Source organism: Gloeocapsopsis crepidinum LEGE 06123 (assembly GCF_015207655.1).
Taxonomy (GTDB): Bacteria; Cyanobacteriota; Cyanobacteriia; order Cyanobacteriales; family Chroococcidiopsidaceae; genus Gloeocapsopsis; species Gloeocapsopsis crepidinum.
Genome location: NZ_JADEWN010000011.1, coordinates 1 through 13,306, shown reverse-complemented (window position 1 = coordinate 13,306; position 13,306 = coordinate 1). Strand labels below are relative to the sequence as shown.

The window sequence follows — 13,306 nt, the reverse complement described above, 5'->3', positions numbered from 1 at the left end:
TCAAATTCCCAAAAAAATTAAATTTCGCGGAGTAAGGATACTGTGTCAGACAAATTGGATAATAATGCCTGCCAACGGTCTTGACCCAATTCCTCAGTAACCTTAGTTTGTGCTTGTTTCCATAATGGAAGTGCTTTGACTAAAGCTGCTTGACCTTTTTCAGTTAAACTCACAACCCGCACTCGCTGATCTTGACCTGGTTCAATGCAAATCAATCCATCACGTTCTAACGGTTTGAGATTGCGTGTTAGTGTTGTTCGATCCATCACTAACTCTTGTGCTAAGCGCGTAATTGATACACTTTCTGCAAGGCTGAGGGCGGCTAGCAGTGCGAACTGATTTGCCAAAACTCCACTTGGTTGCAACACTTGATCGAACAATTGCGTTACAACGCGGGAGGCTTTACGCAGATTTAAGCAAGTACAGTCAGTAGCAACGGTTTTGATTGATTGGTCTTGCATGATTTCAAGTGTATATGCACTTATTTGAAGTGTCAAGCAAATTGGTGAGGTACTAACTAAGAGTGGCTAGTGAATAGTTTTGGAAAGCGAACAAAGGTGCCAGAGGCATATTAGAATTTTCTCAACTCTCTTAAACTCAAAACTCATAACTCCTTTGTCTCCTCTGCTTACCTACACGAACAGCTACACTAAGAAAAGCAGAGAGGACGTTACTTATGACTCAAACAAATCGTTCTCAATGGGATCTGGGTAGGTTTGTACAAACCCTGACCTTTTTTGAGGTTATTCCTTTTGTTGGTTGGATACAGCGGTTTATGTCAGGATCTCAAGATTCTCAGGTAGTACCAACAGGAGAGAAAAGAGTGGGAGTCGTGTTAGTCGCTGGGGCGACAGGTGGTGTTGGTCGGCGCGTAGTACAAAGACTAACTGCGCGTGGTTACAAAGTGCGATCGCTTGTCCGCAACGCTGAAAAAGCAAAGGAAATACTCGGCGATAGTGTTGAACTCTATGTTGGCGACATCACAAAACCAGAAACTCTCACCTTAGAAATGATGGCAGATGTCACAGCAGTTATTTGTTGTACTGCAGTGCGCGTTCAACCTGTGGAAGGAGACACCCCAGATCGTGCGAAATACAATCAAGGCATCAAGTTTTACCAACCTGAAATCGTTGGCGATACTCCAGAAGCTGTAGAATACTTAGGTGTCAAGAACTTAGTCGAAGTAGCGGCAAAACATTTTGCTACGATTCCTGCTGATGAAAAGCTAATCTTTGATTTCGTACATCCCTCCGAGGAGTTAAAACGCATTTGGGGTGCTGTAGATGATGTTGTAATGGGCGGTGTAAGTCAAAGTGAAATTAGATTTGTTGAAGATACTGCATTGTTTACTGGTTGTGTATCTACTGCAAATTCAGGTGGCTTTGCTTCTGTCAGAACTAAAAACTTTGAGCCAGCATTAAATTTATCTGGCTATCAAGGTATTAAACTACGTGTTAGAGGTGACGGCAAACGCTATAAGTGCTTCATTCGTATAGATACTAAGTGGGATGGTACAGCTTATTCCTATTCCTTCGATACAGTTAGCAATACTTGGATGGATATCTGTATTCCCTTTGCTGATTTAACTGCAGTATTTCGTGCCAAAACCTTAAAAGATGCACCTAAGATTGATGCAAGTAGAATTGCTTCGTTGCAATTAATGTTAAGTAAGTTTGAGTATGATGGCGAACTCAACCCACGGTTTACGCCTGGTGGCTTTGCATTACAAATCGAATCAATTAAAGCTTATGGTGGTGCTAAGTTACCACAGTTTATCTTAATTAGCTCGGCGGGAGTAACTCGTCCTGGACGCCCAGGAATTAACTTAGAGGAAGAACCTCCAGCGGTAAGATTAAACGATCAGCTAGGTGGTATCTTAACTTGGAAGTGGCGCGGAGAAGAATCTCTAAGACACAGTAGTATTCCTTACACAATTATTCGTCCTTGTGCTTTAACAGAGGAAACTGGAGTACAATCATTAACTTTCGATCAGGGCGACAGTATTAAGGGTAAAGTTAGCCGCGATTCAATTGCTGAACTTTGCTTGCAAGTGTTAGAACAACCCCAAGCTTGTAACGCAACGTTTGAAGTCAAAGCAGAAGGTGGAACTCCAAGTTCTAGTGGAAATTCCTTTTCTCACTTGCAACCCGATTAACACTCGTCGTTATCGTTTTAATAATCAACTACATAGGGTAATTCTGATTGACTTGCACGATCTAGAAAATCCTCTATCTGCATAATGTCGTAAAGGTTAATGTCTTCTTCTACTAAGCAAGCGTGTCCACTGTAAGGTAAGAATACCGTTTTGACATTATCTAAAACTTGAGAGAGGTGGTGTGCTTCAGCAACAGATGGCAAGAGGCGATCGCGCTTGCTAGCAACAACTAAAATAGGTTGAGTTAACTGGCGTAACTGCACATCACTGACATCAAACTCTTTTACCAAAGTTATCCGCCACAAAACTGTTTCTGGTGGAACAGAACGCATTGTATGAAGCATATCTTGGCGATCTGCTGGAGCAATTCTATCAAGGGAGGCGAGGACTGCTAGCAGTCCTAATGCGCCAAAGGGAAACAACCAACGAGGTACGACATTAATTAACTGCGATACCCAGCTATACCAAGAACGACGATGAAAAGAAGATGCTGAATTGACTAAAATAATCTTGTCAAAAAGCTGTGGTGAGTATAGTGCAACTTTGATTGCCAGGCACCCACCAAATGATTCCCCACACAGATAAACTTGTCGTTGAGGATTTTTGGCAATTTCTAGCTCAATTAAATCAACAACTTGTTGAGTAAGATCTTCCCAGCTTGTTAAATCATCCAGAGGAATTGATAAACAACGCACATCAAACCCAACTTCTAAACCTTCAGTTTGCGATCGCAGCAATCTCCCAGTTCCATCCATACCAGGTAAGAATACAAACAAAGGATAATGCGGCTGAACTTTGTTAGGTGTCAAAAAAACAGGTTTTCTATTAATTTCTGACATTGTTAAATTTGAATCAACTTAAAAATCTGCTGTAAATTAAGTCAAAGGTCAAGGGACAGGAATGATATCGAACTTTAATCTTTATTCAGTCATTAAATGTTAAAAATTTATGACGTATCGAATACACAAAAAAATCCGAGTGCTAGATTTCTACCATAAAGCAACCATTGCAATATCTTTAATCCTTAATAAAATCCTTGACGTAACAGTTGTGCTATCTCGTCTTGACAGTAGTGAGTTAGTTCAGCCACTATTTCTTTTGCCTGCTTGCCTTGGTATTCCATCTGCTGATGCTGTGAAACCCAATACGGACGACCAACTAAAACTGCGACACGACGATAAATGACTAATGGATGCCAACTAGACTGGTTAAATAAAGGTTCAGAAGGATCAAATAAACTGAGTAACTTTAGAGGTACTGCTGAAGTGTTCACTTCTTCTAATGATGCGATCGCTATTGGTAAAATCGTCAAATTTTGTCCTGATGACACGACACTAGATGTATTAGCCCGTAAAGCTAAATGCGCAAAACCACGATGAAACTTGCCTAAATGATCGGGCTGTGTGAACGTTACCATCGGTTTTGTCCCTTCAGGAAAGATGCCAACGACTTGGGAAGTATCTAACAAGCTTAACGCTTGCTCAAAAAAGCCTTGTTGTCTTTTTCCTTTTGCCTCTAGCGGAAAGCATCCTAGCAAATCTGTGACAATTTCTCGCATAATTGGCACTTGAGCCATATAGTGATGGCAGGCAAAGCGAATTGGTCGTTCTAGAGTTGTCATAAGAATTGGCGCATCCATGAAACTGCGATGATTGCTCACCACGAGTACAGGACCACCACGAGGAATGTGATCCTCGTAATAACGAAACATTTGAGTTCCCACCGCAGTGAGAAACCCTTGAGAAACCTGCAAGGCGTTGTTTGCACTCATGCGTTGCAATATCGATTGTGCTTTCTAGGACGTAAGTAAAGCTAATTAGCTTTACTTAACTAAATTGTTACATTTATTTATCTTTGGCAGTGAGTACCAGAAGTAAGAACTGTCACAAACTTGTTTATCTTTAGTTTGAGTCTTGGAAGAGGCATCATTTTCTGGTATCTTTTTAAGGATAAATTCCTTAAAATTGAGATAATCGTCTAATTTTAACAGCATTTATCTTGATATTTCGCTATTATTTATAACTGCTTCATTATTACTCTGTTATCTCCTAATCCTAGCGCTAGGAGACGCCATTACTAATAGAATTTGGTAACAAAAATACATACTCAGAGACTCTGAGGTATGATAAAGAAAATTTCAAATTTATTTATAAAATTTGCATGATATCTGCGAGTAAAACAACAAAATTCGCGCTGACAACACCACTTTATTATGTGAATGACCTACCACACATCGGTAGTGCTTACACAACAATCGCAGCCGATATCCTAGCAAGATTTGCGCGGTTACAAGGCAAGTCTGTCATGTTAGTGACAGGAACCGATGAACACGGACAAAAGATTCAGCGTACGGCAGAAAGTAAAGAGCGATCGCCACAAGCTTACTGCGATGAAATTGCGGCGGGATTTGTTGCCTTATGGGAAAAACTAGATATTCAGTACGATAGCTTCATTCGTACAACAAGCGTCAAACACGAAGCGATCGTCACAAGTTTTGTTCAACGCCTTTGGGATCAAGGAGATATTTACAAAAGTAGACAACAAGGCTGGTATTGTGTTGCCTGCGAAGAGTTCAAAGAAGAACGCGAACTACTAGATGGACATCGCTGTCCAATCCACACCAATAAGCCAGCTGAGTGGCGCGATGAAGAAAATTACTTTTTTCGCCTGTCGCGCTATCAGTTACAGCTAGAAGAACTATACCAACAAAATCCAGATTTTATTCAACCTGAAAGTCGCCGCAATGAAGTCCTCAGTTTTGTTAGTCAGGGACTACAAGACTTTTCAATTTCACGCGTAAACGTACAGTGGGGCTTTCCAGTACCAATTGATCCCAAACAAACAATCTACGTTTGGGTCGATGCTTTAATTGGATACATTACAGCTTTACTCAATCCCGAAGACGAGCCAAATTTAGAAAATGCCCTAAGTCAATGGTGGCCAATCAATTTACATTTAATCGGCAAAGATATTTTGCGGTTCCATGCGGTTTACTGGCCCGCGATGCTAATGTCTGCGGGGCTATCCATTCCACACAAACTCTTCGTGCATGGATTTTTGACTAAAGATGGTCAAAAAATGGGCAAAAGTTTGGGCAACACGCTTGATCCCATTGCTTTAGTTGAACGCTATGGTGCGGATGCTGTGCGATATTACTTTTTTAAAGAAATCGAATTTGGAAAAGACGGAGATTTTAACGAAACTCGCTTTATTAATGTACTAAATGCAGATCTAGCCAATGATTTAGGCAATTTACTAAACCGTACATTAAATATGGTGAAGAAATACTGTAATGGCAATATTCCTGATTGTTCTAGTGATGATATATCCTCAGACCATCCATTAAAGGCAATTGGCTCAGCTTTAGAAAAAAAAGTCAAACAGAATTATGAAGCGTTAGCTTTTAACCAAGCTTGTGATGCTATCTTGTCTTTAGTACGGGCTGGTAATAAGTTTATTGACGAACAAGCACCTTGGACACTCTATAAACAAGGACATCAGCAACAAGTAGAGCAAGTGCTATACACTGTATTGGAATCTATTAGATTAGCAGCATATTTGCTATCACCAATCATTCCAAACGTGTCAAGCAAGATTTATCAACAACTTGGTTTTGCAATAAATTTCAATGAAAAAACACAAATTGCTACTTTAACACCATTTAAGTCCCACTCTCAGTGGGGACTATTAAGCGTAGAGCAAAAATTAGGTACTCCAAAACCTGTTTTTCAAAGACTTGAGTTGCTACAAACAATTTAGTAGCTTACTGAATATATTAATGCTGACAACTTTATGATGGCAAAACATAATCAAGTCTTAATATAAATTGTCAGTAAAATATAACAGTTTGGTGTAACATACTTTATCTAAAACAATCATTTTTTATAAATAAAAAGGTTTAATAACATCGAGGCATAATAAATCATGTTAAATTTTGAATCGGATGCGATTTTCACGCCCGAACAGGTGCTAGAGAATCGAGGTAGGGTGTCCATTTTTATTGATGGATCTAACTTGTTTTACGCTGCGCTGCAGTTAGGTATCGAAATTGACTACACAAAACTCTTATGCAGGCTGACTGGTGGTTCTCGGCTGTTGCGCTCGTTTTTTTATACAGGCGTAGACCGTACCAACGAAAAGCAACAAGGTTTTTTATTGTGGATGCGGCGTAATGGGTACAGAGTCATTGCTAAAGATTTAGTCCAGCTACCGGATGGCTCGAAGAAAGCAAACCTAGACGTTGAAATTGCTGTGGACATGATGGCATTAGTCGATTCCTACGACACCGCAGTATTGGTTAGTGGCGATGGCGATCTCGCTTATGCGGCAAATGCGGTTAGCTATCGTGGGGCGCGAGTCGAAGTTGTCAGTTTACGGACAATGACAAGCGATAGCTTGATTAATGTTTCAGATCGCTACATTGATTTAGAGTCGATCAAAGACGATATTCAGAAAACTCCAAGACAAGACTATCTCTATCGTCCAATTCCCACAATGAATATTATTGAGCAACCCTCACAAGAGGGACTGGCGCCTGATGGAATCCCAAATATTATTCCAACTTCACAAGAGTGAAGAATAACGAGCGAAGATAGAGATATGAATCGTTTCTATCTCTTATTCTCTATTCACCGTAGCTTCACGGCACAACTTCTAGTAGTGCTGCTACTAACGGCTATGGGTTGTCAAAGTCAAAATCAAACTGCGAACAAGCTATCTGAAGACACGACGACAGTACAAAAAATTGACACTGAATTAACGTTCAATAACGTTGATTTGGAACAAGCAGACGAACAAGGGCAGACTGTCTGGAAAGTTAATGCTGCGCAAGCGTCATACAGTCAAGATCGACAAGTAGCACAGGTCAAAAATCCTACAGGCGAGCTATTCCAAGATGGTAAGCCTGTATATCAAATCAAAGCCCAGGAAGGGGAAGTTCATCAAGATGGGAAACAGCTATTCCTCAAAGGGCAAATTGTTGCGACAGATCCTAAAAGTGGTTTAGTACTGCGTGGGAATGAATTGGAATGGCTTCCCGAAAAAGATTTATTGATCGTCCGCAATCAAATCACTGGTAGTCATAAACAGGTGCAAGCCGTAGCCCAAGAAGCACGGGTATTTACCCGCAAACAGCACGTTGAGTTACAAGGGAAAGTCGTTGCTAATACAACTAACCCCGCCACACAACTGCGGACTGAACATTTGACGTGGTTGATTGAGGAGGAAAAATTCATTGCCGATCGCGCGATCGCAATTGACCGTTATCAAGACAAAAAAATTACAGCAAGATCAACTGCTAATTCTGGCGAGTTCAGTTTAAAAACCAACGTCGCTACCTTAAAACAAAATGCCCAACTTGCACTTGTCAATCCACCCGTACAAGTTGCCAGCAACTCCGCCGTTTGGGATCTGAATACAGAAATTGTCACCACCGATCAGCCAGTCCGAATTGTACATCATCAAGAAAAAATGACGATGACAGCAAAACAAGGGCGAATGGATTTGCAAAAGCAGATTGCTTATCTTAATGGTGATGTTGCAGGATCTGGACAGAAAGGTCAGACAATTAATTCTCAAAGGCTAACTTGGACAATTCCTACTCAGTTAGTTGAAGCCCAAGGTAATGTTGTTTACCGTCAAACTCAACCGCCAGTAAGCTTTACTGGTGATAAAGCTGTAGGCAAACTTCAAGATGAAAGTCTTGTTGTTAGGAGTGGTAGCGGTAATAGAGTCGTAACTGAGATCATTCCTTAGTTACCAGCAATCTGATAAGTAACCCAAAAAAACAAGTCGGCTTAAACTAAGTTAAGTGTCACGCACAATAACAAAATTTTTCCTTGGTTGAAACCTCTCTCACTCAAAAACTTCTCAAGGAGTCTAACCAATATGCCTGGCTTAAAGAAAGGCATAACCGCGTTTAAATCTGAAGACTATACCAAGGCATTTGAGTTGTTGAAACCCATTGCTGATCGAGGAAACGCTGAAGCGCAATGCATAATTGCTAATATGTACCATTTAGGACTTGGGTTAGATTGCGATATCTCAGAAGCAGTGAAGTGGTACAAGAAATCAGCTAATCAAGGTTATGGCTTAGCTGCAAATAACTTAGGTTGTATATTTATGATGGGCGCTCCTGATATTGATGCGTCTCAAGCAGAGGCAGAAAAGTGGTATCAGAAGGCTAGAAGACAAGGATTTCTACACACCTAAGCAGATAAATTATTGACTACAGAAGATAACTTTTGATCTACTGCTGGTTAACCCCCATATAAAATTTCATTACGACTTGCTGCACCAAGTGGGGTAGGAGTGTTATTTAAGGATCTAGGAGTAATTGCCGCAGGAGTTGTAGAGGCAGCTTGCCATTGCGTTAACAGGCGTTGCAAGAGTTGATCTTGTCTGGTACGTAAACCTTCGACATTAGTGCCGCGATTGATGATGGCAAACCAAACCAGACCGCGATCGCGTGTAGGCATAACTCCGGCTAAAGCACTGACATCACGAAGAGTCCCTGTTTTAATCACAGCAGCTTGGGGAATGCGTCGCGCTTCCATTGTGCCGCGGCGATCGCGTCCTGAGACGGGAAATAAATCGGCGACACTCAGTTGGGAAGGCAGTAACTCGCGTTGAATTGCCATTAACATTGCGCAAGCGGCTCTTGGTGAAATGCGGTTTTCGACTCCTAAGCCTGAACCATTAATTAATTGAATCTCTTGTGGCGGTACTCCCGCAGCAGTGGCTGCTATAGATTGCACTACCTGTGCCCCTCCCAGATTTTGGGCTAGCATTTCCGACATTTCGTTGTTGCTATAGATGTTCATTTCCTTGAGAATTTCTGACAAGGGTAACGAACGGTGACGCATGAGTAAGATTTGTTTGGGATTTGGTAAAGATGCGACTTGAACAGTACCCGCGATCACGACTTGTGGGCGTAGGGTTCCTGGGGGCATCGTTAAGTATTGTGTAGTTGCTTCTCGCGACCAGGTTGTGACATCGAGCGCTTGCTGTAACAATTGACCAGCTTGTAAAGAATTTGTTTTATAGTTCATGGCAAAATTGCCACTAATGACTAAGTTTCCTGTAATCTGCTTGATCCCCATGCGGTTGAGACTATTACCGAGTGCGATCGCTTCTTCCCACACAAAAAAAGGATCGCCCCCTCCTTGAATGACTAAATCTCCCTGTAAGACACCATTGTTGATTGATCCAGTTGCTCCAACAAGAGTTTCAAATTGGTGATTAGGTTCCCAAGTTTTTAAAGCAGCAAGTGAAGTTGCCACTTTGGTAATCGAAGCGGCAGGTAAAGGCTCAGTTCCTTGATTGTTCGCGAGTAGTACCGGTCCAGACTGCAGCCAGATGCCTTGAGCATTACTAACCAGTCCAGTCGTCTCCAATTGCCGTAGATACTCTTGTACGGTGTTGGCTGCAAAAGGATGAGTATCAGGTGTCAGAACTAAACCAGGACGACTATTGAGAGTAAAAAAATCCAAAGCGTCTACGGGCTTAGGTTGCAACCCTGCCATTTCCAACCACAGTGAAACCAGTCCTGACCCGAATAGCTGCAGCATTCTTGATCCTCAGCAGTGCTCAATTCAAAACCTGAAGTGTCAATTCCAATTCAGGAAATAATTTTAACTCTATTACGTGTCGATCAACTAAGGTCAAGAGTTTCAACCTTGAAAAGAAACAAGTAGCTTAAGAGCTGCAGAGTGAAAAATAACTCTGAAACATCTTTTTCCTTACTTTGTTGATTTTCTCTAATTTGAACTAAAATGCTCTAGCCCTTGCTGTAGAAGTATCTGAGTGAGATATTCATCTTCTCCAAAACTTTTAATTCCCAACCGATAACGCTTAATCTGATAGAATTTTGTAGGTTTCTAGAACTTTGAGCAATGGGAGCGACTCGCGCACGGATCGCAATTGATGCTATGGGGGGGGACTATGCTCCTACCGAAATTGTTGCTGGCGCACTGCGGGCACGGGAGGAATTAGGAGTAGAAGTTGTCTTGGTGGGAGATCCCCAGCAAATTAAATCTGTTTTACACCAAAATCGTTTAGACCAAATCGCCATCGTTCCAGCAGAAGGAACGGTAGAAATGCATGAGGAGCCGCTTAGTGCTATCAAACGCAAACCAAAGGCTTCAATTAATGTAGCGATGGACTTAGTAAAACAAAAACAAGCAGATGCGGTGGTTTCGGCTGGTCATTCTGGAGCCGCAATGGCAGCTGCTTTGCTACGCTTGGGACGCCTGCGGGGGATTGATCGTCCTGCTATTGGTGCAGTTTTGCCAACAATGATTGCCAGTAAGCCAGTACTCATTCTTGATGTGGGAGCAAATGTAGATTGTCGTCCTAAGTTTTTAGAGCAGTTTGCGCTGATGGGAACGATTTACAGTCAATACGTATTAGGAATCGTGCAGCCCAAGGTAGGGTTGTTAAACATCGGCGAGGAAGAATCTAAAGGCAACGACTTGGCAGTGAAGACTCACCAATTACTGAAAGTCAACAATAATATTTCGTTTATCGGAAATGCGGAAGGTCGAGATGTCCTTTCCGGTCAATTTGATGTGATTGTCTGTGATGGCTTTGCTGGTAATGTCTTGTTGAAGTTTGCTGAAGCTGTGGGAGAGGTCGCAATTCAAATTCTTAGAGAAGAGTTACCTCAAGGTTTGCACGGACAAATTGGTACAGCTCTACTCAAATCAAACCTAAAGCGGATCAAGCAGCGGATTGATCATGCAGAACACGGTGGAGGATTGCTTCTTGGTGTAGCTGGAGTTTGTATCATCAGTCACGGCAGTTCCCAAGCACCGTCAATTTTTAATGCCATTCGCTTGGCAAAAGAAGCAATTGATAATCAAGTATTGGAGCGAATTCAATCACAAAATAGAGGCGTAAATTTAGAGGTCACAGATCAGGAATCGGGAATCAGGGGTTAGGGTTTTTAGAGCTGAGGGAGACTAGGAGTTACTCGTAATCAGTGTTGAGTTAAGAAAAATCTTCAATTCAAAATTCCTCACCCCTCACTCCTCACCCCTCTTTCACTCGCTCTCTAAAATCTTCACAACCCACATCTGAACTATGGAGAAGAATGTTGCAAAATTTTGGGGTAGCAATTACAGGGAGTGGTTCAGCAGTACCGACTAATTCCCTAAGCAACCAAGTACTCAGTCAGCTCGTGGAAACTTCAGATGAATGGATTGCAACACGAACAGGAATTCGTTCGCGACGGTTAGCAGCAGCGAATGACTCTTTGCAAGCGATCGCAACTCAAGCCTCTTTGCAGGCGATCGTCATGGCAGGAATTACACCACCAGACATTGACTTAATTATTCTGGCAACTTCAACTCCTGACGATTTATTTGGCAGTGCGTGTCAGATTCAAGCAGCTTTAGGCGCAACTCAAGCCGTTGCCTTCGACATGACAGCAGCTTGTTCAGGATTTGTGTTTGGATTGGTGACTGCTGCACAGTACATCAGAACCGGTGTTTACCAAAATATTCTTTTAATTGGAGCAGACATTCTCTCACGTTGGGTAGATTGGGAAGATCGACGGACGTGTGTTTTGTTTGGTGATGGTGCAGGAGCCGTAGTAATGCAAGCTACCAAGCGCGATCGCTTACTAGGATTTGAACTGAAAAGTGACGGCACGCAAAATCAATGCCTTAATCTTGCCTACAGCCCACAGCCTCAACCACTCATTAATGAAATTGATGTTGCTAAAGGAAATTACCAACCGATTACAATGAATGGGAAAGAGGTTTATCGCTTTGCAGTACAGCGTGTTCCAGAAGTCATCGATAAGGCACTGTTTCGCGCTAATCTCAAAGTTGAGCAAATTGATTGGCTACTACTACACCAAGCAAATCAACGCATCCTCGACGCTGTAGCCGAACGCCTGCATATTCCCAACCACAAAGTCATCAGCAATCTTGCCTATCATGGCAATACTTCAGCTGCTTCTATTCCTTTAGCACTTGATGAAGCTGTGCGTGCAGGTAAAATCAAACCTGGTGACATTATTGCAACCTCTGGCTTTGGTGCTGGATTGACTTGGGGTGCTGCAATCTTTGAATGGGGCACAGATAAACCTGATCCTAATTACTAATGACTCACAGCTAATTGCTAAAAAAATGACTAAGACTGCATGGGTATTTCCAGGACAAGGTTCCCAAAAAATTGGTATGGGAATCGATTTGTTAGAACTAGACGCAGCTCAACAGAAATTTGCCCAAGCTGAAGAAATCTTAGGCTGGTCAGTGACTGAAATTTGTCAAAGTGAGGACGATAAAGTTTCCCGTACACTTTACACTCAGCCTTGTCTTTATGTGATTGAAAGTATTCTTGCTGACTTAATGCAACAACAAGGTCAACATCCTGATCTTGTTGCTGGTCATAGTTTAGGAGAATATATCGCCCTGTATGCTGCGGGAGTTTATGATTGGGCTGCAGGATTAACCTTGATCAAGCGGCGAGCCGAATTGATGGACAATGCTGCTGGTGGTATGATGGCAGCTTTGATTGGCTTTGACCGCGACCAACTTGAACAGCAAATTCAACAAACTCCCGATGTTGTCCTAGCAAATGACAATAGCGCCGCCCAGGCAGTGATTTCGGGAACACCTGAAGCCGTAAACAAAGTACTATCGCAGGTAAAATCAAAGCGTGCTGTTCCCCTAAATGTATCAGGAGCATTTCACTCGCCTTTAATGGCTGCTGCTGCTGCTGAATTTGAGGAAGTTCTAAAATCAGTAGTTTTTAATTCGGCTCAAGTACCTGTACTATCAAACGTTGAACCAACTCCATCTATTGACGGCGACGTGCTCAAAGAACGCTTGCGTCGGCAGATGACTGGTGCTGTTAGGTGGCGTGAAACTTCTGAGTGCTTCCGTCAGGAGGGTATTGAGCAAGTTGTGGAAATTGGTCCTGGTAATGTGCTAACTGGTTTGATCAAACGCACCCACTCTGAATTAATCTTAAAGAATATTAGTAGTGCTGCAGATCTCTCTGCTTAGCAATTAATTAGGATGAGGAGTGAGGATCGAGGGGTGAGTGACTAGTTTTGGAAAGCGAAGAAAGGTGCCGGAGGCATTTATTAAAAGAATTTTCTTAACTCATAACTCTCTTAAACTCACCCCTCACCCCTTACCC

General features: G+C 42.1%; 12 protein-coding genes. 8 read left to right on the top strand and 4 right to left on the bottom strand.

Annotation, left to right across the window (positions count from 1 at the left end):
* Nucleotides 1–17: 17 nt before the first annotated feature.
* Entirely contained in the window at nt 18–461 is a 444-nt protein-coding gene (locus IQ230_RS06385; RefSeq protein ID WP_193931217.1) for a MarR family winged helix-turn-helix transcriptional regulator, read from the bottom strand.
* A 215-nt stretch (nt 462–676) separates the two neighbouring features.
* On the opposite strand from IQ230_RS06385, the gene IQ230_RS06380 reads away from it, so the two are divergent.
* Complete coding sequence (locus IQ230_RS06380; RefSeq protein WP_193931216.1) at nt 677–2,155, top strand: CIA30 family protein; 1,479 nt, start codon at nt 677–679, stop codon at nt 2,153–2,155.
* A gap of 17 nt (nt 2,156–2,172) precedes the next feature.
* Here the strand turns inward: IQ230_RS06380 and IQ230_RS06375 are convergent, their stop codons facing one another.
* Both IQ230_RS06375 and IQ230_RS06370 read right to left on the bottom strand, forming a co-directional pair.
* Nucleotides 2,173–2,994 (bottom strand): alpha/beta fold hydrolase, encoded by an 822-nt coding sequence (locus IQ230_RS06375; RefSeq protein WP_193931215.1) that lies wholly within the window; start codon nt 2,992–2,994, stop codon nt 2,173–2,175.
* Nucleotides 2,995–3,179: 185 nt separating this feature from the next.
* Complete coding sequence (locus IQ230_RS06370) at nt 3,180–3,926, bottom strand: lysophospholipid acyltransferase family protein (RefSeq protein ID WP_193931214.1); 747 nt, start codon at nt 3,924–3,926, stop codon at nt 3,180–3,182.
* Nucleotides 3,927–4,309: 383 nt separating this feature from the next.
* Here IQ230_RS06370 and metG point away from each other — a divergent pair, with 383 nt between their 5' ends.
* From metG to IQ230_RS06350, 4 genes are all read left to right on the top strand, one after another.
* Nucleotides 4,310–5,914 (top strand): methionine--tRNA ligase, encoded by a 1,605-nt coding sequence (gene metG / locus IQ230_RS06365; protein WP_322742303.1) that lies wholly within the window; start codon nt 4,310–4,312, stop codon nt 5,912–5,914.
* A 165-nt stretch (nt 5,915–6,079) separates the two neighbouring features.
* Nucleotides 6,080–6,730 (top strand): LabA-like NYN domain-containing protein, encoded by a 651-nt coding sequence (locus tag IQ230_RS06360; protein WP_228054639.1) that lies wholly within the window; start codon nt 6,080–6,082, stop codon nt 6,728–6,730.
* A 24-nt stretch (nt 6,731–6,754) separates the two neighbouring features.
* Complete coding sequence (gene lptC / locus IQ230_RS06355) at nt 6,755–7,909, top strand: LPS export ABC transporter periplasmic protein LptC (protein ID WP_193931212.1); 1,155 nt, start codon at nt 6,755–6,757, stop codon at nt 7,907–7,909.
* Between the two features lie 132 nt (nt 7,910–8,041).
* Entirely contained in the window at nt 8,042–8,365 is a 324-nt protein-coding gene (locus tag IQ230_RS06350) for a tetratricopeptide repeat protein (protein ID WP_193931211.1), read from the top strand.
* Between the two features lie 47 nt (nt 8,366–8,412).
* Here IQ230_RS06350 and IQ230_RS06345 read toward each other — a convergent pair whose 3' ends face one another.
* Nucleotides 8,413–9,723 carry a D-alanyl-D-alanine carboxypeptidase gene (locus IQ230_RS06345; RefSeq protein WP_193931210.1) on the bottom strand — a complete coding sequence of 437 codons (1,311 nt, stop codon included), beginning with the start codon at nt 9,721–9,723 and terminating at the stop codon, nt 8,413–8,415.
* Nucleotides 9,724–10,047: 324 nt separating this feature from the next.
* Here IQ230_RS06345 and plsX point away from each other — a divergent pair, with 324 nt between their 5' ends.
* The 3 genes from plsX (at nt 10,048) to fabD (ending at nt 13,170) form a co-directional block, all read left to right on the top strand.
* A complete protein-coding gene (plsX, locus tag IQ230_RS06340; protein ID WP_193931209.1) occupies nt 10,048–11,094 on the top strand; it encodes a phosphate acyltransferase PlsX in 1,047 nt (348 codons plus the stop codon).
* Between the two features lie 152 nt (nt 11,095–11,246).
* Nucleotides 11,247–12,263, top strand: a complete 1,017-nt coding sequence (locus tag IQ230_RS06335; RefSeq protein ID WP_193931208.1) for a beta-ketoacyl-ACP synthase III — start codon at nt 11,247–11,249, stop codon at nt 12,261–12,263.
* 25 nt (nt 12,264–12,288) lie between these two features.
* The gene (fabD, locus tag IQ230_RS06330) at nt 12,289–13,170 is read left to right on the top strand and encodes an ACP S-malonyltransferase (RefSeq protein WP_193931207.1); all 882 of its coding nucleotides are present in this window, start codon (nt 12,289–12,291) and stop codon (nt 13,168–13,170) included.
* Nucleotides 13,171–13,306 lie beyond the last annotated feature (136 nt).